The organism is Acinetobacter sp. CIP 102637 (genome assembly GCF_000368425.1).
Classification (GTDB): domain Bacteria; phylum Pseudomonadota; class Gammaproteobacteria; order Pseudomonadales; family Moraxellaceae; genus Acinetobacter; species Acinetobacter parvus.
In genome coordinates, this window is record NZ_KB849435.1 from 144,924 (window position 1) to 166,527 (window position 21,604).

At 43.2% G+C, this 21,604-nt stretch carries 18 protein-coding genes and 2 tRNA genes; 10 read left to right on the top strand and 10 right to left on the bottom strand.

Going from position 1 to position 21,604, the window contains the following annotated elements:
• Positions 1-3: 3 nt before the first annotated feature.
• From F967_RS03870 to F967_RS03880, 3 genes are all read left to right on the top strand, one after another.
• Positions 4-80: transfer RNA gene (locus tag F967_RS03870), tRNA-Asp, on the top strand.
• A 141-nt stretch (positions 81-221) separates the two neighbouring features.
• Positions 222-297 (top strand) — tRNA-Val (locus F967_RS03875).
• A 94-nt stretch (positions 298-391) separates the two neighbouring features.
• Positions 392-862 carry a DUF2750 domain-containing protein gene (locus F967_RS03880; protein ID WP_004756030.1) on the top strand — a complete coding sequence of 157 codons (471 nt, stop codon included), beginning with the start codon at positions 392-394 and terminating at the stop codon, positions 860-862.
• A 32-nt stretch (positions 863-894) separates the two neighbouring features.
• Here the strand turns inward: F967_RS03880 and F967_RS03885 are convergent, their stop codons facing one another.
• The 4 genes from F967_RS03885 to yccS all read right to left on the bottom strand — a co-directional run bounded on the left by F967_RS03885 (position 895) and on the right by yccS (position 7,420).
• Complete coding sequence (locus tag F967_RS03885; protein ID WP_004798325.1) at positions 895-1,680, bottom strand: YdcF family protein; 786 nt, start codon at positions 1,678-1,680, stop codon at positions 895-897.
• Positions 1,681-1,810: 130 nt separating this feature from the next.
• Entirely contained in the window at positions 1,811-4,348 is a 2,538-nt protein-coding gene (locus F967_RS03890) for a PepSY domain-containing protein (protein WP_004798326.1), read from the bottom strand.
• A 207-nt stretch (positions 4,349-4,555) separates the two neighbouring features.
• A complete protein-coding gene (locus F967_RS03895) occupies positions 4,556-5,140 on the bottom strand; it encodes a YcxB family protein (RefSeq protein ID WP_004681639.1) in 585 nt (194 codons plus the stop codon).
• 105 nt (positions 5,141-5,245) lie between these two features.
• Positions 5,246-7,420, bottom strand: a complete 2,175-nt coding sequence (gene yccS, locus F967_RS03900) for a YccS family putative transporter (RefSeq protein WP_004678239.1) — start codon at positions 7,418-7,420, stop codon at positions 5,246-5,248.
• Positions 7,421-7,569: 149 nt separating this feature from the next.
• Between yccS and F967_RS03905 the strand changes: the two genes are divergently transcribed.
• Positions 7,570-8,190, top strand: a complete 621-nt coding sequence (locus F967_RS03905; protein WP_004798327.1) for an MFS transporter — start codon at positions 7,570-7,572, stop codon at positions 8,188-8,190.
• Positions 8,191-8,211: 21 nt separating this feature from the next.
• Here F967_RS03905 and F967_RS03910 read toward each other — a convergent pair whose 3' ends face one another.
• Positions 8,212-8,919, bottom strand: coding sequence for a nitroreductase (locus tag F967_RS03910; RefSeq protein WP_004798328.1), 708 nt, complete (start codon positions 8,917-8,919; stop codon positions 8,212-8,214).
• A 422-nt stretch (positions 8,920-9,341) separates the two neighbouring features.
• Here F967_RS03910 and F967_RS14290 point away from each other — a divergent pair, with 422 nt between their 5' ends.
• The 5 genes from F967_RS14290 to sbmA all read left to right on the top strand — a co-directional run bounded on the left by F967_RS14290 (position 9,342) and on the right by sbmA (position 15,164).
• Positions 9,342-9,497, top strand: a complete 156-nt coding sequence (locus tag F967_RS14290) for a hypothetical protein (protein ID WP_004678231.1) — start codon at positions 9,342-9,344, stop codon at positions 9,495-9,497.
• Between the two features lie 17 nt (positions 9,498-9,514).
• Entirely contained in the window at positions 9,515-10,750 is a 1,236-nt protein-coding gene (gene gltS / locus F967_RS03915; RefSeq protein ID WP_004798329.1) for a sodium/glutamate symporter, read from the top strand.
• Positions 10,751-10,841: 91 nt separating this feature from the next.
• The gene (locus F967_RS03920) at positions 10,842-12,221 is read left to right on the top strand and encodes an alanine/glycine:cation symporter family protein (protein ID WP_004798330.1); all 1,380 of its coding nucleotides are present in this window, start codon (positions 10,842-10,844) and stop codon (positions 12,219-12,221) included.
• A 558-nt stretch (positions 12,222-12,779) separates the two neighbouring features.
• Positions 12,780-13,757 carry a patatin-like phospholipase family protein gene (locus F967_RS03925; RefSeq protein WP_004798332.1) on the top strand — a complete coding sequence of 326 codons (978 nt, stop codon included), beginning with the start codon at positions 12,780-12,782 and terminating at the stop codon, positions 13,755-13,757.
• A gap of 210 nt (positions 13,758-13,967) precedes the next feature.
• On the top strand, positions 13,968-15,164 hold the full coding sequence (gene sbmA, locus F967_RS03930) for a peptide antibiotic transporter SbmA (RefSeq protein ID WP_004798333.1): 1,197 nt from the start codon (positions 13,968-13,970) through the stop codon (positions 15,162-15,164).
• Positions 15,165-15,216: 52 nt separating this feature from the next.
• Here sbmA and F967_RS03935 read toward each other — a convergent pair whose 3' ends face one another.
• A complete protein-coding gene (locus tag F967_RS03935) occupies positions 15,217-15,966 on the bottom strand; it encodes a DUF4850 domain-containing protein (RefSeq protein ID WP_212749255.1) in 750 nt (249 codons plus the stop codon).
• Positions 15,967-16,091: 125 nt separating this feature from the next.
• On the opposite strand from F967_RS03935, the gene F967_RS03940 reads away from it, so the two are divergent.
• Complete coding sequence (locus F967_RS03940; protein ID WP_004798335.1) at positions 16,092-17,180, top strand: DUF1176 domain-containing protein; 1,089 nt, start codon at positions 16,092-16,094, stop codon at positions 17,178-17,180.
• A 125-nt stretch (positions 17,181-17,305) separates the two neighbouring features.
• Here the strand turns inward: F967_RS03940 and F967_RS03945 are convergent, their stop codons facing one another.
• The 4 genes from F967_RS03945 to gatC all read right to left on the bottom strand — a co-directional run bounded on the left by F967_RS03945 (position 17,306) and on the right by gatC (position 21,505).
• Positions 17,306-18,115 (bottom strand): NYN domain-containing protein, encoded by an 810-nt coding sequence (locus F967_RS03945; protein WP_004798336.1) that lies wholly within the window; start codon positions 18,113-18,115, stop codon positions 17,306-17,308.
• 71 nt (positions 18,116-18,186) lie between these two features.
• Positions 18,187-19,656 (bottom strand): Asp-tRNA(Asn)/Glu-tRNA(Gln) amidotransferase subunit GatB, encoded by a 1,470-nt coding sequence (gatB, locus tag F967_RS03950; RefSeq protein ID WP_004798337.1) that lies wholly within the window; start codon positions 19,654-19,656, stop codon positions 18,187-18,189.
• A complete protein-coding gene (gene gatA / locus F967_RS03955) occupies positions 19,656-21,134 on the bottom strand; it encodes an Asp-tRNA(Asn)/Glu-tRNA(Gln) amidotransferase subunit GatA (protein ID WP_004798338.1) in 1,479 nt (492 codons plus the stop codon). Before gatA ends, gatB begins: the two co-directional genes overlap by 1 nt.
• A 53-nt stretch (positions 21,135-21,187) precedes the next feature.
• The gene (gatC, locus tag F967_RS03960; protein WP_004678212.1) at positions 21,188-21,505 is read right to left on the bottom strand and encodes an Asp-tRNA(Asn)/Glu-tRNA(Gln) amidotransferase subunit GatC; all 318 of its coding nucleotides are present in this window, start codon (positions 21,503-21,505) and stop codon (positions 21,188-21,190) included.
• Between the last annotated feature and the right edge of the window lie 99 nt (positions 21,506-21,604).

The following is a 21,604-nucleotide window of genomic DNA, read 5'->3' on the forward strand; positions in this document are numbered from 1 at the left end:
AGTGCAGCGGTAGTTCAGTTGGTTAGAATATCGGCCTGTCACGCCGAGGGTCGCGGGTTCGAGCCCCGTCCGCTGCGCCATTTTCTTGACTCCCTGTTTAAGAAAATGTTTGTTTTAACAAGTATGTTTATACTTGCTTCTCTGAAACCAGAGTTAATTAGAAAAATCAAAGATTTTTCTCTTGCACTCGGACAAAGCTTTGCTTTGTTTATCTTCGTTCAGGGCGCTTAGCTCAGTTGGTAGAGCGTCTGCCTTACAAGCAGAATGTCGGCGGTTCGATCCCGTCAGCGCCCACCATATCCCATCATCTTAAAAATCAATTCATTGTAATCACTTCAGGCTTGATTTATCATGTGCCACGATAATCATTCTAATATTGAAGTCATTTATTATGAAAAATCCATATCAACGCAAGGCTGCGTCGAAATCTCAAACTACGATATCCAATTCACCGCCTAAACAGCTTTATCGCCAGTTTATTGAAAATATTATTGTCCAGCGTCGTGTGGTTGCCCTGTATCATGAGGGTTGGGCACTATGTGCAACGCCAACAGGGCAGCATGCCATGTCTATTTGGCAGAACAAGGGAATGGCAAAGTTACTGATCAAGGACAATTGGGCCAATTACGAGGTTCAGGAATTGCCCTTGATGGCATTCATTGAAAAGATGATTCCTTTTTTAAAGGAAAATAACACCATACTTTCTCTGGACCTGACGCCTGAGGGGAATAACCTACTGGTTAGCCCTGATTCATTATTATTGGATATTAAGAATTTTCTGTATCAGATCTATTTGCAGCGCCCAGAGGTTTTTGCTGAGTTGCAGTTGCCGTTGCCACGGGACATTCGTTTGCATCAATAAGCAATAAGATAAAATTGATAGGGATAACCCTGTCAATACTCATCCAGTAACCAGCCACTTGCGTAGGCAAAATACTCCCTTAGCCATGCATTATAACGTGTGGCTAAAGGTGTGGTGGCACCCAGCATGCTAATATGGCGATATCCCTGTTTTCGCGCAATTGCGGCCGCCCGCAGTGTATGGAAATCACTGGTCACGATTACAATTGGTTGCTGGATATTAATGTGTTGTGCCTGCAACAAAGGCTGACTATTTTTAAGATTCAGCTCAGTGCTGGTGCTCTTATCCTCCAAAAGTATTTGCGAGGCGGGAATATGGTGCTTCTGCTGTAGATAGCTGGACATCACCTCAGCCTCACTTTGGGTTTCACCAAAATCAATACCTCCTGTCAAAACCAGTTTGGCATCAGGTTGGGCCAGGGCCACTGGTGCAGCTCGATCAAGTCGCTTGGCAAGGGTGGCGGATGGCTGCCCATTTTCAACACCACTACCCAACACAATAATTGCCCGTACTGGGGGTGTGGTCTGGGTTTCTGAATTGTTCTCTGCCAGATAATTAAAAAAATAGCCTAAGCTAATCAACCAGATCCAGAAGCATAACCAGCCAAAGCGCCAAATGGAATGTAGGCGGAAATGATAGAAAAAGAAACGTTCAATATGATAATAAAAGAATGCATATACACAGAAAAAAAGGCCAAGCAGCAGTGGAAGCACTGTCCCTATATGAATCTTTTTAAATGCGATCAGCACCGCACCATCAATAAACAGGACTGAACCGACAAGGGCAAATAAGAGACGAAGCCATGAACTGAGTTGCATAATTTGAATTGTGGTCGATTTGAATCGTGCTAAGTGTATGCAAATTTAGGCGAAAGGCAAATTTTGATGCTGTTGTATAAAAAACGGGTGTGAAAACACCCGTTGTTCTTGGAGGACAGTGAACTACGAGTTAATAGACATCCCGACGATAACGTCCTGCCTGACGAAGTGCATCCACTTTTTCTTCACCTAGGATATCGCTAAGTGCCTGATCTACACCTGAAGCCATGCCATCAATACTACCACAGACATAAATGACCGCACCCTGGTCTAGCCAGCTAATTAACTCATCAGCCTGTTCACGCAAGACATCCTGTACATAGATGCGCTGCGCCTGATCTCTGGAAAAAGCCAGATCAAGGCGTTTGAGCGTGCCCATATTTTTCCATGCTTCAATCGTTTCCTGATAGAAGAAATCATGTTCGCGTTGGCGTTCACCAAAGATCAGCCAGTTGGTGGTGTAATTCTGACGGTTACGCTGCTGTAACAGGCCCATTAGTCCTGCAATGCCTGTACCATTGCCGATACAGATAATAGGGCGGTTGTCATCAATCAAATGGAAAGATTCATTGCTACGAATGCGTAAGGCAATGGTTTGCTTTAAGGATGCAAACTCGGTGAGCCAGCCTGAACCTAGTCCTAATTGGCCATTTTCATCACGTTGTTGACGCACCACCAATCGTAGAACTTGCTGTGACGGGATGCTGGCAATAGAGTATTCCCGTGTTGGCAGAGTGGAAAGTTGTTGCAGCAGTTCCTCAAGCTTGGTAAATGGCTGAATCTCAGTGCGTAGGTTTTTATTCCACAGCCATTGTTCAATCGGTTGTTTGAGTGAAGCAACCTGAATGTTGGCAGGAATTTGATGCTTGGCCAGAAAGGCTTCAATCTCAGCCATACTATTGGCTGGTTGAATCTCTGCAATATCTCCCGCATGCCAGCTAATGTCATAAGGTGCTGTCAGTTCAATATTATAGGCTGCCTGTCCCAAACTATTTGGATTAAGTACATGTCGTTTACTGAGTGTCCATTGATCGAAGACCTTTTCAATATTCATGGCATGCAGTTCATGCTGAGTCACCGCAGACAAGGCCTGATTCCAGCGTTGAATGTCATTGGCATTTGCATTGTCCACTTCGATTAACTCGAAAAATGCCTCCGCATTGCATTGTTTTAACCACTTATCAACCGCATAACCAAAACTACAGTAACTGTCTGGATATTCTCTGGAACCGAGCGCCAATACCGCATATTGCATGTGACCGAGGTCAGGCGTCTGTTGCATGAGCTTTTTACAGAACCCTGTTGCCAGGTCGGGTGCTTCACCTGTGCCATAGGTGCTGACCACGAATAGAACCTGCTGCGCCTGCTGTAAGTCCTGCTCGGTAAGTTGCTGAATGGGTTTCACTACAGTCGGCTGCTGTGCCTCCTGTAGGCTGGTGGCGGTGCGCCAAGCCAACTGTTCAGCAACACCTGTTTGAGACGCATAAGTAATCAACCATGGTTTTGCATTTGGATCGACCTGTTGTGATGTTTGGGATTGACGCGCTGCCAAAGTCAGTTTCTTCTGTTGACGGCGTTTGAGGTACAGCATCCAGCCTGTCACAAAGAATAAAGGCATGCTGAGAGAGGCCAGCAAGGCAATGAACTGGTAGGTCGAACCAAAAAAACTACCCCGATGCACAGGTAGCATGCTGCTCATGATTTTCTCATTAAGCTTTTTATCTTCATATAATTCTAAATTTTCAATTTTTTGCTGCTGATAGTTATAGACAGCCTGATTGCGTGCACGTTCATGCTGTGGAATATGGTCAACGAATGATAGCTCTAGCTTTGCGTCATCATGCTTGGGAATATTTAGGGTGAGGGCAGAGTATTTGCCGCCAATCTGTGCATTGACGTTTGTCCATGTCTGCTCAAGAATTGTATTGATCTGTTGCTGGGATAATTCAGATTGCTTGGCTTGGCCACCCTCATTGTCATGCTCTTTGCGTTGTGGCTGTTCGACTCCCATCACCTTGAACATGCCTGCACGCCACCAGTCATACGACCAGTATAAGCCTGTACATGCAAACAACAGGTAGAACACCACCGCCCAAGTGCCCACAACGGCATGTAAATTCCAGATAAAATTACGGCCTTTCAGCTTGGGCTTGATAAAAAACCATTGTTTAAAGGAGTGTTTCTTCGGAAAACGCAGATAAAGTCCACTCAATACAAAGAAAATCAGCATCATTGCAGAAGCGCCAGTCAACTGTTTGCCAAAATCACCTATCGTCAGATAACGGTGCAAACGCTGAATAAACTGAAAAAATTCCTGTCCCTTGATCTCAGGCAATACCTCGGCGGTATAGGGATTGACCATCATGTTATAGCCACGCCGTTCGCCATCTTTCTTGATATTGACTGTAGAGGATGCGGTAGGGTCAGCAGAGAGGGTGATGCTGTTGATCTCAATTCCAGGTTGTTGCTGGTTGAAATGCTGATAAAGTTGCGCTGGTGTCAGCTTGGGAGTTGTTGCGGCTTGTACCACATAACTTTGCTGATTAATCATTTTTAAGATTTGTTGATCGTAGGAGTAAATGGCTCCTGTCACTCCCATGATGGAGAGGATTAAACCAGCCGTAATCCCTAAAAACCAGTGGATTTGGAAGAATACTTTTTTAAACATGGGGAAAAATAGAAAGATGATGAAGTTTCTGTAAATATAACCCAATAATAAGAATAGAATAAGGATTTTGTAGGTAATATTGATTTTGATTCTTATTTTCAAATTAAGTGATTTAAATCTGGCTTAAACCTAAACGAGGGAAGTGCTATTTTAAGAAAAAACCCAGCTTGGGCTGGGTTGTTTTATATTGCTGATGACCGCATCCGATTACAACGGTTTAGCCTCACCAACTGTCTCTTTTAAGTGCTTGCGTACTGTATTAAATGAGAAATTCTTTGAATCCATGCGTTTTGGCAGGATATAGGCACCTTGCTGAACTTCGCCTTTTGGTGTCTTTACCTTGAAATTAACCAAAATAAAATCAGGGGTATTGTACCATTCGTAAATGTCTTTCCAGCCGATGGTCGCTGTACCTTCCTGAAGTCCCATTTTCTGGCGCATCACAATCCCGTGGGGCTGTACACCTAAACGAATCCCCTTGATTTCCTGTACAGGAAATTCGTTCATTTTACGTTTCACATACCATTCCAGACCAAACTTCTTGATGAGGTAGAACAGTACCACACCAATGATCACCACCCAGCAAATCGCGGTTGAGTAGGTGGAGTAATACTTGATCAGGCCTGCTGTAACCAGTGAAAGCACCACAAGTGCAATCATAATCAGCCAGGCCTTGCGGCTGAACTTATTGGTACCACGCCAAATCATAAGTTGGGCTTGACGTTGTTCTTGTTCAGAAACTTCGTAGGGAACGGGTTGTAGCGTATAAGCGTATAGCGTTTTGGCGGTCATAGTTTAAAAAATGAGTTTAGAACTGGGTTAAGTTTATCATTGATTGGCATGCAAAGATATTAGGCCAATAGCGAATCATAGGGACGATTAAAATACCAATAGCCCCTAAAGTGAGGCAAACTCGGTGCCATCTTCATGGGGTTCATAGCTTAAACTCTGTTTCAACATACTTAAACGGGTCAAAATACTCAGGATCAGGGAGAGCTGCTGCAAAATAATCAGCGATTTCTGGTCGTTTTCATCATTGCGGCTCAGGCGTTCGCGTATGCTTTGTAGCATATTTTGTGAAGACAGGTCAGGTACTTCATCTCGTAACAGTGCACCCTGAATATCATCCAGTGCCTGATCCAACAGGCTTAATATCGCAGGCTCATCAATACGTTCACGGTGCGCACCCAAGGCCGCGATATAACTGAGAAAAGTATGGCTTAAACAGAGAAACTCAAATGCCTGTGCTTTCTTGGTGGGATCAATATTGGGTTCGGTTGCAAGGGTGGAAATGAGTGATGCAACTTCCGCATCATTATTATGTGCCGCCCGTCGGACCACTCGATAGTTCAGGGCATTATTACGCCCTTCATGATATTGCGTCACTACTTCCGCCAGATATTTACATTGGGCTTGCAGTGAACGTTGAATGGTGCGTGGCAGGCGGCGGAACTTCCAGTCGGGCCAGATAAAGCTGACTCCAAACCATGCCAGTGCACAGCCAATGATGGTGTCGATCAGGCGTGGCAAACCTGCGGCAAATGCGGAACCATCCAGATTAAAGTTGATCAAGGCCAGAATGGTGATAAAGGCGGTTGCCTGGGCATACTGTTTACTACGCAACTCGAAAAATAAAACGCCACTGAGCACCAGCATGACCAGTTGTCCCTGAAGTGACGGAATAAAGTAAATAATCGCCAGACCGACAATAATTCCAATCAGGGTGCCGACAATTCGTAAATACAGGCGGCGTTTGGTCGCGTTAAAGTTTGGCTGACAGACAAACAGGGCAGTCAGTAGAATCCAGTAGCCATAGGCAATATGGGTTAACTGAATGAAGATGTAACCGATAAACAGCACAATCGACAGACGCACCGCATGGCGGAATAACACCGATTCGGGAGTGAGATGCTGCTTGACCCGTACCATCATGTCATTCCAGCCTTTCAGGTCATCATCCTTGAGCTGGTTTTCCGCCTGCTGGGCATTGATCAGTTGAATGTTACGTTCAGTCTCCAGATTCTGGAGCTGGGCATCAATCGACTTTAAGTTTTGATAAAGCGCAAAAAGGGCATTAATCCGCACCTGATCATAGACTTGGTCTGCATGCAACTTTTCCAGCGACAGCCTTAAGTTTTCAAAGCTGTGCTTAAGGCGTTTGTTATGTAGATAGCGGGTACGGGTTAAAATACAGTTCGCCAAGTCCTGACAGGCTTTGCCCTGAATGGTCAGGATACGCTGGAAGCGGAATAAAATATCACTGTGCTGAAAAATCTTGGCCAGTTTCTGATAGTCGATATGGGCCGAATCCGCTCGCTCATGAATATCCTGCGCAACAAAATAATACTGCAAGCTACGCCGTGTATCTTTCTGGCCCCGATCACCCTTGAGGCGGGTCAGCAGCGCCATACGCATGTCATTGAAGATGGAGATCAGCTTGCCATTTTCCAACGCTAGATCAATCATGCTTTGCTGATAGCTTGATGGCGTCATATCGACATCGAACAGATTGGATTTGGCAAATAAAAAGCTCCCCAGCGCATGATAAGAGGCAGAGAGCTGGTCCTGTAATTTGCGCACAGGAAACAGCAAAAAGCTAATGGTGGAAAGCAGTCCGTACCAGGCTGCACCAGCTACCAATAAGGCTGGTTGTAGATACCATTGTTCAAACAGGTGTACACCTAGCATTGAGTAGACCGAAACCACCAGACAGCCATAGGCAATGGTGGCATAACGCCGACCGAGTGAACCCAGTAAAATCCAGCCGATACAGGAAACAATCAGTCCGATTGCAAAGGCGGCAGGATAGGGAAACAGTAACTGAACCGATGCCGCAGTGATAAAGAAACCGATATAGGTATAAATCAGGTTCATGATGCGCACGGAAAAACGGTCATCAATGTCACTGATACCTGCGGCAACCACACCCAATGTCAGTGGAATGGTGGCAAGTTGGAAATTGAGCAGATAGGGAACAAAAGCCGTGCCTGTAAAGGCAATGAGCATACGCACGTTATACATAAACGTGGTGTTGTAGGTTGCCTGTTTTAAACGTCCGAACCAGGGATTCAAGGTTGATCCTTTTTTATAGGGTCTGTTGACATTTCAGCCATGCCTTGCGTTATCGGCTAATATGCTATCGATTTTATCACTCATATTATGCACAAATACAGTGAGGATGCTAAGCTTGCAAACGTGATTAACATGAAAAGTACAGTATTATGCAGGCAGAGCAAGCTCGTCAGCGTCAATATTCAACAGCATGGATATTATTGCTGGCTTTATTGACAGCTTTAGGTCCATTATCGATTGATATGTATTTACCCGCGCTGCCACAAATGGCGGATGAGTTTGGGGTAAGTATGCAGATGATTGCCAATACCTTACCCGCATATTTTCTAGGACTTGCGATTGGACAACTGATTTATGGGCCTGTAAGTGACCGTATTGGACGCAAAACCCCCTTATATTTTGGCTTGGCCTTGTATGTGGTTGCCAGTTTGGCCTGTGTTTTTGTGAGCATTGTGGTCAGTGCTGGCTTGATGAACCACGCGCCACTTTGGCTGTTAATGTCAGGCTTATTTCTAGTTGTTTCTGGGATTGGCCTAACTGGACCCAATGCAATGGCTTTGGCCATGTCGAAACAGGGTGCAAGGGCAGGAACAGCCAGTGCCATTATGGGGAGTGTGCAATTCGCCTGTGGCTTGTTGGGCGGGGTAATCTTAAACTTCCTGATTTGGAAAGCATCACTCAATATGGGATTGATGATGTTGATGTTTACCAGTGCGGGACTATTTGCAATTTTTAAGGTGGGGAAACAGCAAGACAGTATCTTCAGCTAGAGATACTGTCCAATAAATGAATTATTCATCTAAAAATACAGTAAAGTTTTCCACAGGCTCACGAGGCGTAATAAATGTATTTACGATGTGATCAGGGTCTGCATAGCCCAAGGCAACAGCGCACACCAGTTCTTCATCGTCAGGTGCGCCAAGCACATCCAGTACGATTGGATGGAAATGGTTCCATGCGGCTTGCGGGCAGGTATCCAAACCGCGTGCTTTAGCTGCAACCATAACATTCTGGATCATCATGGAAATATCCATTTTTGAACCAATCCCCATTGCTTTGTTCACGGTGAAATACAGGGCAACAGGTGCATCAAACAACTGGTAGTTACGCAATTGCTGTGCCGCCATTTTTTCCTTTTCACCTTTTTGAATTCCTAGTAAACCGTAGAGTCCCCAGCCATTTTCACGACGGCGGTCAATAAAAGGTGAAATCCAGGTTTCAGGATAATAGGCAAAGGTTTCCTGATACTGTCCAGCGAGTTCTGGCTTTTGAAACATTTCAATTTGTGCATTACAAACACGGTTAATCATTTCAGCTCGTTTTTTACCTGTCAGCACATACACTTTCCACGGCTGTGTATTCGTGCCAGACGGTGCTCGGCTGGCAACCGCCAAAATATCCTTAATGGTTTGGGTTTCAACAGGGGTATCCAGAAACGCACGTACTGAATGGCGCGATGTAATGGCATCATCGACGTAGCGGACTTGTTCCGTGTTCATAAAAATTCCTCATCATTTATGATCTTTCTCATGGAATGAGACTATAAAGTAATAAATAGCTTTTGCAGATACTTTTTAAGTCGTAGATTGGAGTTTTGAGTGAAAAGTAAGCGATATGTAGATGAGACCTACCAGTATTGTATTTCATTTGTATTTTGTTTCTTTATGTGAAAATTAAATGTATTTGTAACACAATGAAATAGATTTAATATTTATTGATATATATTGGGGCTGTGATTGCCCCTAGAATAAAAAAATACACACAATATTCTAAATTTATGCATAATACGCCCTTTTTTAAAATTGATTAGGCTTTCCTTGCTGACACGGTGAGGGGGATTTTCTAGCTCAGGCATATCGAATTTATCCAATTTTGTGCCTGTGGAAAATGTTGAAATATACACCAGATACAGGAGCTTCTCATGAGTTTACCTCTCATCCGTAAGCCATTTATTCAGGACTTGGCAATCACCGTTGCAACTTCCATGATGAACAATGCCTATGCTGCCCGTAGGCAACAACAGATACAGCACTTTCGCCCCATCGTTACAGCGCTTGTTCATCTACATAACAAATAGAATAAATGGAATAAAATATGGAATTTACTTTTAATGGTTTCTACACGCTAATTTCGGCAGTGATCGTTCTGTTATTGGGACGTTTACTGGTCAACAAAATTGACTTCTTAAGGCGTTACAACATCCCTGAGCCTGTTGCTGGCGGTTTGGTTGCAGCGCTAGTTTCATTACTCGTGCACTCGATGTGGGGCTACAGTATTGTTTTCAGCAGTCAATTACAAACGAGTTTCATGCTAGTTTTCTTCGCTTCAATTGGTCTTAGTGCCAATTTCATGAAGCTAAAAGAGGGCGGGATCGGCTTAGTTTTATTCTTGATCTGTGTCGCCTCATTCATTGTGGTGCAGAATGCGGTTGGGATGAGTCTGGCAACCTTGTTGGGTACTGATCCATTGGTTGGCCTGATTGCTGGTTCAATTACCTTGACAGGTGGTCACGGAACCGCAGGTGCATGGGGTGAAATCCTTGAAACTCAGCATGGTATTCAGGGCGCTTTGGCATTGGGTATGGCAAGTGCAACTTTCGGCCTGATTATTGGTGGGATTATCGGCGGTCCATTGGCCAAGCTGCTGATTAACCGTTACAGCCTTGCCCATGCCAAAACCTCTTCCGAGATCAAGGATCGTGATACTCATCTCGACCAGCACCCTGATGAACTTGCACCATTCGAAAATCCGCATCAAGTTCGTTTAATTACAGCAGATAATGCAATCACAACATTGGGTATGTTCGCTGCCTGTCTTGCATTTTCTGAGTTTATGACGGGTTATAGCAAAGGGACATGGTTCGAGTTACCAACCTTTGTTTGGGCGCTTGGTGGTGGTGTTATTCTCCGAAATATTCTTGAAAGCGTATTGAAAATTGATATTTTTGATCGTGCAATTGATGTGTTTGGTAATGCGTCGCTTTCATTGTATTTGGCAATGGCTTTGCTTTCATTGAAATTATGGCAACTGGCTGATTTGGCTGGTCCACTTGTTGTGATTCTTGGCGCGCAAACATTGACAATGGCGCTTTATGCTGCGTTTGTGACGTTCCGTGTCATGGGTAAAAACTACGATGCAGCCGTGTTGGCAGCGGGTCACTGTGGTTTTGGTATGGGGGCAACGCCCACTGCGGTTGCAAACATGCAGGCAATTACCAATATGTATGGCCCATCGCATAAAGCATTCCTGATAGTGCCGCTTTGTGGCGCGTTCTTTGTTGACTTGATTAATGCAACTGTCATTCAACTCATTTTGAAATTCTTTATCTAAGTTAGATCAAAAGCCCATACGGGGCTTTTTTGATTCATCCATTTTTTTGAATATGTGATTGACGCACATAAAATTTTTAAGTGAATAAGTGATGAATGAACAATTAAATGCCACGCTGATGTCGTGGGTACAGTTCTTGAATGATCCGCTTTGGAATTTCCTGGTCGTATTACTGGTTGCGGTTGGGGTATTTTACACATTTGTTACAGGTGCGGTACAGCTTCGCTTGTTCCTGCATAGTATCCGTGTGATGAAAGGCAGTCGTAAAGAAACGCAGGATGAACATGGCATTACACCATTTCAGGCTTTTGTCACTGGGCTTGCAAGCCGTGTGGGCGTTGGTAATGTTGCTGGTGTTGCGATTGCAATCGCAATTGGTGGTCCTGGTGCCGTGTTCTGGATGTGGGTCACTGCCTTTCTTGGTATGAGTTCTGCATTTGTCGAGTCATCGCTCGCCCAGTTATTTAAAGTAAAAGATCATCAAAACAAGCAGTTCCGTGGTGGACCTGCGTACTACATTACCAAAGGCTTAAAACAAAAATGGTTAGGTATCGTTTTTGCACTGTCACTTATTCTGGCTTATGGCTTTGTATTCAATGCCGTTCAGGCAAATGCGATTATTGGTGCGACCTCACATGCCTGGGGATGGGATAAAGCCAATTTTGTATTGGGGCTTGGTGGTCTTGATCTCGAAGTGTCATGGGTTGGGATTGCATTGGTCATTATGACGGCATTGATTATCTTTGGCGGGATCAAGCGTATCGCTAAAGTTGCTGAAAGTATCGTTCCTTTCATGGCATTGCTTTATATCATGGTCGCTTTGTACATTGCGATAGCCAACTTGCCGATGTTGCCTGAGATCTTTAAATTGATCTTTAGCAAGGCATTTCAGTTTGAGGCTGCCGCAGGTGGTTTCTTCGGTGCGATGATTTCTATGGCAATGATGATGGGGATCAAACGTGGCTTGTTTTCCAACGAAGCAGGTATGGGGTCAGCGCCAAATGCCGCTGCGGCCTCTGATGTGAAACACCCTGTGAATCAGGGTCTGGTCCAGATGCTAGGTGTATTTGTCGATACTTTCGTGGTGTGTTCATGTACCGCGATCATCATTATGGTGTCTGGTCTCTATCACGAAGCTGGCTTTGAAGGCGTGACATTGACCCAGAAAGCTTTGGAGAGCCAAATTGGTAGCTGGGGCGGTGGTTTGCTGGCGATTATTCTGTTCCTGTTTGCCTTTACGTCGATTATTGGTAACTATGCCTACGCTGAAAGTAATGTGCAGTTTATCAATAACAATCCTAAAATCATGCTTGTTTTCCGTATTTTAGTATTGGTTATGGTGTACTTCGGTGCAATCACTAGCGTTCCATTGGTTTGGTCTATGGCAGACTTATCGATGGGATTGATGGCAACTATTAACCTGATCGCAATTCTATTGCTGACTCCGATAGCATTGATTTTATCCGAATAGCCGTAAAACCTCGGGGTTTAGCCCGAGGATATAAGGCTGCAATCCGCTAGTCCCCCTTGTGGGGATTGGCTAGGATTGCTAAAAACATTTGAATCTAGTAATCCATGTGCTATGATAATTACGTTGTATATTTTTAGTCAGCAGACTGATACAACACGAAAAAAAACAGTTTTCCCCATTGTAATCCGTGCACTCTTTGCAATCCGAAAGGTAGGACTACATTGGAATAAGAAGCAGAGAACTATAGTATCTGTTTCGTGGCAGGACATTGCCATCTAGCAGTAGGAATCCCCGTCCTTTAGGTCGGGGAGGATGTCAATGAAAGACTACACATCTCAGTTAAAGAAAGGTATTAAGGAACCAGAGTTCAAGATTGATCAATATCCTGAACTAAAGAAAAAAGTTGGTTCAGATATCTGGTGATCTTGATAAAAGCTCCTTTCGAGGGGCTTTTTTATGGATTGGCAGTCACAGCAGCAAAAAAACTGATACAGCATTTCAGGCTGGGAAGAGCTAAAATTTAAGCTGGAAACACAGTAAATATGGCAACAACTGCATATGAAACGGCTTAAATCATGCATACTCGGACTATCAGTAATCATTTTAACAGGTTGCCAAACAACCTCACATTTACGTCCAGCAATTGAAGATGCCCAGGCACGGGTGCTGAGCCAGCCTTTTAGCTATATCAAACAACAGCAAAAACGTCCCGTAATCGCTTTGGTTTTGGGGAGTGGTGGTGCACGTGGCTATGCCCATATTGGGGTGATACAAGTGCTGGAACAACAGGGGATTCGTCCAGACATTATTGTAGGCACTAGTGCAGGGAGTATCGTTGGCTCAATCTATGCCAGCGGCAAAACCGCCGCTGAGTTGCGTGACATTGCCCTAAAGCTGAAAGCCAATGACGTTCGTGATGTCAATGTCAGCTTGAAAGGGTTCTTTAATGGTAAAAAGGTTGAGGATTACATCAACCAGCAGGTGCGCAACACACCCTTGCAACAACTCAAGATTCCAATGTATGTGGTGGCAACTGAACTTAAGGATGGCAGCAGAACAGTCTTTAACTATGGCAATACTGGACAGGCGGTTCGTGCCTCGGCCTCAATCCCCAGCATGTTTGTACCCACCAAAATTCATGATGTTGAATATGTAGATGGTGGGCTGGTCAGTCCTGTGCCTGTTCAGGTTGCACGTGAACTGGGAGCGGATGTGGTGATTGCAGTGGATATTCTGGCCCAGCCGATTCATACTGAAACCAGCAATGTCTGGGGACTGTTTAACCAGAACATTAATATTATGCAGGGCCGTCTGGCTGAAGAAGAACTGAAAGATGCCGATGTGGTGATTCAACCTGATCTGCGTGAAAAGGCCCATATTTTTGATGTTAAGGGGCGTGAAATGACTATGCAGGCAGGGATTGATGCGGCTCAGTCAAAGCTTTCTGAAATTGAACTTGCCATTCAAAGTAAGAAAAACCTTGTACAACCTGATCAGCAAGATTTTGCCTTAAAGACCTTTCCAGTACATCCTTAAGGTTTATATGGCCACAGAGAGTCGTAACCGGATTAAAATCGTTTCGATGTCCTAAACAAATTGTAAATACTCATCAAAATGCTATGAAAATTTTGGAAAAGCATGTAAATAACTACAACTTACCAAAGTTTCTATCAAACAAAGTTAAGTTTGGGGTTATAGCATGACGTACTTGCGTCAATTGCAGCACAACAAGGATTGTTAAACACGATGTTTAAATCATTTTTTCCCAACCCACGTCCATTTTTTATTTCAGTGGTTGTATGGATGGCCCTGAATATGCTGCTCTGGTATACAGGTGGCCATGGATGGGGTGAATATTTGGGGTTCCCAAAGGGCTATGCTGAAGCAGAGTTGCAAATTGGGGTGAGCCGTTTCTGGTCGCCTGCATTTATTTGGTTCTATCTCTGGTTTCTCCTTTCAACCGCCTTATTTGCAGGTTTTTGGGGATTCCTTTCTGATAATAAATGGCAGAAGTGGTCAATCTGGGGGTCAGCATTTATCCTGTTTAATATCTGGTTTGGGGTGCAGGTCAGTGTTGCAATCAATGCTTGGTATGGACCATTCTGGGACATGATTCAAAAGATGCTAAGCGATGGCGGCGGTAATATTAATGACCTATATAATGGAACTTTGACTTTTCTTTATATTGCAATGGTTGCCGTCACATTCGCCGTAATCAATGCATTCTTTACCAGCCATTATGTGTTCCGCTGGCGTACCGCCATGAATGAATACTACACTGCAAACTGGGATCGGCTTCGTCATGTTGAAGGGGCTTCGCAACGTATTCAGGAAGATACCATGCGCTTTGCCACCATTATGGAAGACTTGGGGGTTGAACTGATTAAGTCAGTGATGGTGCTGATCGCGTTCCTGCCGTTATTATTTAAAATCTCAGAGAAAGTGCCAGTGCTTCCAATCGTGGGTGAGATTGAACATTCACTGGTATGGGCTGCAATTGTCTGGGCGGTCTTTGGAACTGTGGTGTTAATGATCGTCGGTCAGAAATTACCAGGCCTACAATTTAATAATCAAAAGGTTGAGGCAGCCTACCGTAAAGAGTTGGTTTATGGTGAAGACCATGAGAATCGTGCTGATCCACTCACATTAAAAGAGTTATTTGCTCGAGTACGTGTAAATTATTTTAGACTTTATTTTCACTATGCTTATTTTAACCTTGTCGCTATCTGGTATAAGCAACTGGATGTTTTATATAGTCTGGTGGTGCTATTTCCTGCAATTGCCGCAGGTAAAATGACTTTAGGCTTGATCAACCAAATTAGTAACATCTTTGATAAAGTTCGTGAATCATTTCAATATCTCATCAGTTCTTGGAAAACGATTATTGAATTACTCTCAATTTATAAACGTTTAAAAGCTTTCGAGTCAATTTTAAAAAAATAAGTGTGATTAAAAAAACCTGCAACTAGCAGGTTTTTTTGTGTCCATGATTTGATTAATGAGTCGCATTGTAAAAATTTAGAATAGTTCCAACTAAATGCTGTTGGGATTGATCAACGGTGACTTTGATTTCTCTAAAGTTAAACGTGTCTTCATCTTGATATTTGGCTACGCCATGTGTTCTGTTATTCAGCTTAGGAATTTGATAACTAAAGAAAGCGATTTGTTTTGAAGGGTGTACGATCTTCAGTAATTTAAGCGGATCTTGATAACCACCGTATTCATATTCCACACTTTGTTTTAAAAGATGTGGAAAATAAAGCGTCGCATTTGGCATGCCGCAACCTACACAAAATGATGAATCATAAAGCTGAATTGCTTGTTTCTGATTTGGACTCATGATTAAGGCAGATCCAGTACCATTCGCTCCTGCACTTGATTGTATGTCTTGCCAATCTGTAGGTACAAGTACAATTCCTATTTCAGGAATAGCCCATAACTTGAGTTGTTCAGCTTGTTTAGCATCTAATTTAAAATCGAAATGACAGCTTTTTGCGGAACATGATTTAAAGTCTTTTAATAAACCATCTTCCACAGGGTTGAGTGCGGTTACCCCGTAAAAAGGCACTCGAACATCATTTGCAAAAGAAGCTTCACCGAGAGGGTAAATTTGATTTTCTGCTTTTCGTTCTTTTGCACTATTTGAAAACTGAGGGAAATTTGCTTTAAATACTGTAATCTCAGCATGAATGGCTGAGGAGAACATATTCATTAAAATCGTGGGAAACAAAATTGTTCTTTTCATTTTTAAATTTGACCAAACTCAGTTTGCTTTAAGCTAATATCTTCTGCAATAAAATGACATATGACAAGTGTAGATCAGTCCTTTAAACTGTTTTCAAGTTTGATAATAAATATGAGTAATACAGAATGATACCAGTGAAGAATATACTTTCAGTTTGCTGCTTTATGGCACTAAGTTCTACTAGCTTCGCACAAGAAATCAAAGGTATTTCATTTTCACATCAAGATTGGGAAATTTACTGTAGCAATACAGGAACCTGTCGAGCTGCGGGCTATCACAATGAATCTAGTGATGATTATCCAGCATCAATCTTATTGACACGTCAGGCGGGCAAAGCTCAGCAAGTCACAGGCGAGTTTGCTTTGGGTGATGGGTTTACCGAACCTCAAATTCCTAAAAATCAGCTTAAAAATATTCATTTTTATGTCAATGGCAAGGATTTAGGGGCTGTTTTGGTGGATGGCACTGAATTTCCACTTATGGGTAGATTGACCGCAGCACAGGTGAATGGATTGTTGCAACAGGCCAGTGGAAAAGCAGACATTGTATTTAAAAATAACCGACTGCAATGGAATATTTCGGATGCGGGTATGACTGCAACATTATTGAAAATGGATGATTTTCAGAAACGTGTTGGAACAATAGGGGCATTGGTCAGGAAAGGAAAAATAAACGAAGCAAAAGTTTTAGCGGCTCAACCGAATTTGGTGGTGAAACAGGTTAAAACAGCCAGCAAACCTTATCTAACTTTGCAGCCCAACAGCAAGCAGTATCAGTCCGTGTATAAATCATTGATGGCAGCACAACCTACACCCAAACAAGATGGTTTTTGTGAGGGAGTTTATAGCAGTGATGGCGTAAAACCTCAGTCGATTGAACTTTACAAATTAAGCAATAAAAAAGTATTGGCAACGACCCTATGTTGGCGTGGAGCATATAATGAGGGGTATGGAGCCTGGGTGCTGGATGAATCTTTAGCAGGAAAAGCAATCTTTGTGACTGAACATGCCTCAGATTCTGGGGATGGGATAATCAGTAGCGCACAAAAAGGACGCGGAATTGGAGACTGCTGGTCAAGTGATGAGTGGGTTTGGGATGGGCAGAAATTCGTACATACTAAAGATATGTGGACAGGCATGTGTAAAGGGCTTGCTGCAGGTGGGGTATGGGAACTGGATTTGATTGAAAGTGTGGTTATAGTCAAATCATTATAAAACTAATACAACTCAGTCGATGAATTATTTCGAGTTTTTTTCGAATCCTGTATGGATAATAAAGTAGTTTGACTATACTTTTATAGATTAAGGGCGTAGATTATAAAGTTTAAACCCTTATAATTTTAAGATTTTAATTTTATATATAAATGTTTATGCCCATTTTCCAGCATACGCTCATCGTAATCAAATATTTCAGGGAAACCCTTAACTAGATCATTCAGGCGTTTAAATCCGTATGTTCTTGTATCAAAATCATTTTGTAATAATTTCCATTGAGAACCTAAAGATGCAACAGTAATCCATTCAGTGTCTTGATTATCAAAAATTTGTTTGATTGTGGACAATGGTAATTCAGGATGAGGGCTAGATGTTATAACAGGAGTCTTTTCTACTTTTTCAATTTCTTTGTCTGTGATTTTAATATTCGTTTGTGGTTTATTCTGCTGGGAGATTACGGCAATCTCCTCATCATCTCTTAAATTTTCTACATAAGTGAAGTGTGAGCAAGCATTCCTAAAAGCTTCGGGAGTTTGCATTTTTCCAAAACCATAAACTGTGGCGCCTTGCTCTTTAATGCGAATGGCTAAAGCAGTAAAATCGCTATCACTGGAAACGAGTGCAAAGCCATCAAAACGATTGGTATAGAGTAAATCCATTGCATCAATAATCATAAAACCATCAGTGGCATTTTTTCCTGTGGTATAGGCAAATTGTTGCATTGGCTTGATCGCTAAATCATTAATAGCTTGTTTCCAGTTCCCATTTTGATTAACAAAATTTCCATAAATCCTTTTTACAGTGGCTTCACCATATTTTGTCAATTCATCTAGAATATTTTTAATATCTTTTGCTGAGGCATTATCTGCATCAATCAATACAGCAAGTTTAGCTGTTTTTTCTTCACTTACATTGAATATTGTTTTTAAAGCCATTATTTTCTCAAAATAAAACCCCGTATCAATACGAGGTTTTATAACATGAAATCAATAAATTGGCTAATAACTTAACCAATCAATTTCTTCATTAATTCATTAACTTGAGCTGGGTTAGCTTTACCTTTCGCAGCTTTCATCACTTGACCAACAAGACCGTTAAAGGCTTTTTCTTTACCAGACTTGTACTCTTCAACCATTTTTTCATTAGCTGTAAGCACGTCTTTGATAATCGCTTCAATCGCGCCTGTATCGGTTTCTTGCTTCAAGCCTTTCTCGGCAATAATGTCATCCGCAGATTTTCCTTCTGCTTCCCACATAAAGCCAAACACTTGCTTCGCAATCTTACCGTTAATGGTGTTATCCACAATACGCGCGATCATGCCACCCAACTGCTCAGCAGAAACAGGGGAGTCTGCCAATTCCAGGCCTGCCTTGTTTAAAGCACCTGAGAATTCACCCATCACCCAGTTTGCTGCAATCTTGCCTTGAGCGGTACCACCAGCAGCAGCTACAACCGCTTCATAAAAGTCCGCCATTTCACGGGACAGCGTCAATACGTGTGCATCATATTCCGTTACGCCAAAATCAGCCATAAAACGGGCACGGCGTGCAGCAGGCAATTCTGGAAGCGCCGCACGAGCAGCTTCGATTTGTTCATTTGAAATGATCACTGGTAACAAGTCTGGATCAGGGAAGTAGCGATAGTCGTTGGCTTCTTCTTTCGAGCGCATTGAACGGGTTTCCATCTTGTTCGGATCGAACAAACGGGTTTCCTGATCAATCTCACCACCGTATTCCAGAATTTCCATTTGGCGTTCAATTTCAACATTGATCGCTTGCTCAATGAAACGGAAAGAGTTGAGGTTTTTCAACTCACAGCGTGTGCCAAAAGGTTGACCTGGACGACGCAAAGACACGTTACAGTCGGCACGGAAAGAACCTTCAGCCATGTTACCGTCAGAAATACCTAACCAACGCACCAATGTATGAATCGCCTTGATATAAGCCACAGCTTCTTCAACTGAACGCATATCAGGTTCAGACACGATTTCAAGCAATGGTGTACCTGCACGGTTTAGGTCAATGCCCGACATGCCCTCGAACTGGTCATGGATGGATTTACCTGCATCTTCTTCAAGATGGGCACGGGTTACGCCAATACGCTTCACAGTGCCATCTTCAAGCTGAATGTCGATATGACCCAAGCCCACAATCGGATTGTCCATCTGGCTGATCTGGTAGCCTTTTGGCGAATCTGGATAGAAATAGTTTTTACGGGCAAACACAGAGGCTTGGTCGATATAGGCATCAATCCCCAAACCAAAGCGAATCGCAAGATCAACTACTTCAGCATTCAATACTGGCAATACGCCTGGCATGGCCAAATCAACAAGGCTGGCTTGGGTATTTGGGTCTTGACCAAATTCAGTGGATGAACCTGAGAAGATTTTAGACTTGGTGGCAAGCTGAGTGTGGATCTCGATCCCGATAACGACTTCCCAACCATCAATAAGCTTTAACTTTTGAGCTTCAGTCATTATGCATTCTCCTCAGCAATTGCCGCACGTTTGGTATGCCAGTCTGTGTTTTGTTGATATTGATGCACAATCGAAAGCAATTGTGATTCTGACCAGTAGTTACCAATCAACTGTAAGCCCACAGGCAAGCTGTCTTTATCAAAACCTACGGGTGCGTTGATGGCGGGTAGACCTGCCAGGTTCACCGCAAGGGTATAAATATCGCCTAAATACATTTCAGTCGGGCTGAGGTTTGCGCCGATTTTGTATGCAGTGGTTGGTGCAGATGGCGCAGCAATCACGTCGACATTTTCAAATGCTTTGAGGAAGTCTTGTTGGATTAAACGACGTACTTTTTGTGCTTTGACATAGTACGCATCGTAATAACCTGCAGACAGAGCATAAGTCCCAATCAGGATACGGCGTTGCACTTCCGCACCAAAACCCTCAGAGCGTGAGCGTTTATACAGGTCTAAAATGTCTTTTGGATTGTCACAGCGATAGCCATAACGAACACCATCGTAACGTGATAGGTTGGAAGATGCTTCCGCAGGGGCGATCAAATAGTAAGTCGGAACGTAGGCTTCAGTCATGTTGAGGTCAATCTCAACCAAAGTCGCGCCCATTTCCTCAAGCTTTTTCAATGATTCTTCAACGCGCGCTTTCACGTCTGCATCTAAACCAGCCACATTGAAGTACTGTTTTGGAATACCAATGCGTAAGCCTTTGACTGCCGTACCGTTTAGTTTGGCAACGTAATCGTCCACATCTTTATTTACTGAAGTAGAATCTTTGCTGTCATGACCTGCAATCACATTCATCAAATAAGCACAGTCTGCTGCTGATCGTGCCATTGGACCGCCCTGATCCAGTGATGATGCATAGGCAATCATACCAAAGCGAGAGACACGACCATAGGTCGGTTTTAAGCCCGTTAAGCCACAGAATGAAGCAGGTTGGCGAATCGAGCCACCAGTATCCGTTCCTGTGGCAATCGGTGCTAAATCCGCAGCCACAGCCGCAGCAGAACCACCAGACGACCCTCCTGGAACACGATCAAGCGCCCAGGGGTTGGAGGTTGCACCGAAGTAAGAGTTTTCAGAGGTTGAACCCATTGCGAATTCATCCATGTTCACCTTGCCTAAAGTCACAAGACCTACAGCTTTGGCTTTGGCAACCACAGTTGCATCATAAGGTGAAATGAAGTTATCCAGCATTTTTGAACCCGCAGTGGTTTTAATACCCTGGGTACAAAAAATATCTTTGTGGGCAAGTGGAATACCCGCTAGCGCATGTGCGTTACCTGACTTTAGTACCGCATCAGCCGCATCAGCTTCAGCAAGTGCCTGTTCTGCTGTGACCGTCACATAACTTTTTACTTTTGGGTCAATATGGGCAATACGTTTTAAATAATGTTCGGTCAATTCACGTGATGAAAACTGGGCCTGTTTTAAGCCCTCGGAAAGTTCACGGATTGATAAGCGATGTAAATCTGTCATATGAAAAATTTCTTTACATTCTAAATATAAAATATTGACTAATCGAATAAATCTTATTCAATTACGCGAGGTACAAGGTACAGACCTGCTTCTGTTGCAGGGGCGACCGCCTGATATTCATCACGGTGATTGCTTTCACTCACCACATCGGCGCGTAAAGGCTGTGGATGGTCAAATGGGCTTTTTAAAGGCTCAACATCATCGGTATTAATGTTTTTCAAGCTTTCCATCATGCCAAGAATTTTATTTAAACTTTGAGCATATTCAGCAGATTGCGTTTCATCTAGGGATAAACGGGCAAGATGCGCAATCCCTGAAACGGTTTGTGCATTTAAGTCCGTCGTCTGCTGAGCATCTGATGATGTAGACATAACTTTACCTAATTCAGTATCAAAAAATTGCAAAATATCGTGCGTTATAATAAGCGATTGACTTGTTCAAAGCATCACATTTCGTTAAAGTTGCCACCT

Bases quoted from the DNA above. Each gene is read 5' to 3' on its own strand.
- sbmA (WP_004798333.1), top strand. From the start codon at position 13,968: ATGTTTAAATCATTTTTTCCCAACCCACGTCCATTTTTTATTTCAGTG.
- gatA (WP_004798338.1), bottom strand. From the start codon at position 21,134: ATGACAGATTTACATCGCTTATCAATCCGTGAACTTTCCGAGGGCTTA.
- F967_RS03935 (WP_212749255.1), bottom strand. From the start codon at position 15,966: ATGAAAAGAACAATTTTGTTTCCCACGATTTTAATGAATATGTTCTCC.
- F967_RS03890 (WP_004798326.1), bottom strand. From the start codon at position 4,348: ATGTTTAAAAAAGTATTCTTCCAAATCCACTGGTTTTTAGGGATTACG.
- F967_RS03925 (WP_004798332.1), top strand. From the start codon at position 12,780: ATGAAACGGCTTAAATCATGCATACTCGGACTATCAGTAATCATTTTA.
- gltS (WP_004798329.1), top strand. From the start codon at position 9,515: ATGGAATTTACTTTTAATGGTTTCTACACGCTAATTTCGGCAGTGATC.
- F967_RS03940 (WP_004798335.1), top strand. From the start codon at position 16,092: ATGATACCAGTGAAGAATATACTTTCAGTTTGCTGCTTTATGGCACTA.
- F967_RS03910 (WP_004798328.1), bottom strand. From the start codon at position 8,919: ATGAACACGGAACAAGTCCGCTACGTCGATGATGCCATTACATCGCGC.
- F967_RS03885 (WP_004798325.1), bottom strand. From the start codon at position 1,680: ATGCAACTCAGTTCATGGCTTCGTCTCTTATTTGCCCTTGTCGGTTCA.
- F967_RS03895 (WP_004681639.1), bottom strand. From the start codon at position 5,140: ATGACCGCCAAAACGCTATACGCTTATACGCTACAACCCGTTCCCTAC.
- gatC (WP_004678212.1), bottom strand. From the start codon at position 21,505: ATGTCTACATCATCAGATGCTCAGCAGACGACGGACTTAAATGCACAA.
- F967_RS03945 (WP_004798336.1), bottom strand. From the start codon at position 18,115: ATGGCTTTAAAAACAATATTCAATGTAAGTGAAGAAAAAACAGCTAAA.
- gatB (WP_004798337.1), bottom strand. From the start codon at position 19,656: ATGACTGAAGCTCAAAAGTTAAAGCTTATTGATGGTTGGGAAGTCGTT.
- F967_RS14290 (WP_004678231.1), top strand. From the start codon at position 9,342: ATGAGTTTACCTCTCATCCGTAAGCCATTTATTCAGGACTTGGCAATC.
- F967_RS03920 (WP_004798330.1), top strand. From the start codon at position 10,842: ATGAATGAACAATTAAATGCCACGCTGATGTCGTGGGTACAGTTCTTG.
- F967_RS03880 (WP_004756030.1), top strand. From the start codon at position 392: ATGAAAAATCCATATCAACGCAAGGCTGCGTCGAAATCTCAAACTACG.
- F967_RS03905 (WP_004798327.1), top strand. From the start codon at position 7,570: ATGCAGGCAGAGCAAGCTCGTCAGCGTCAATATTCAACAGCATGGATA.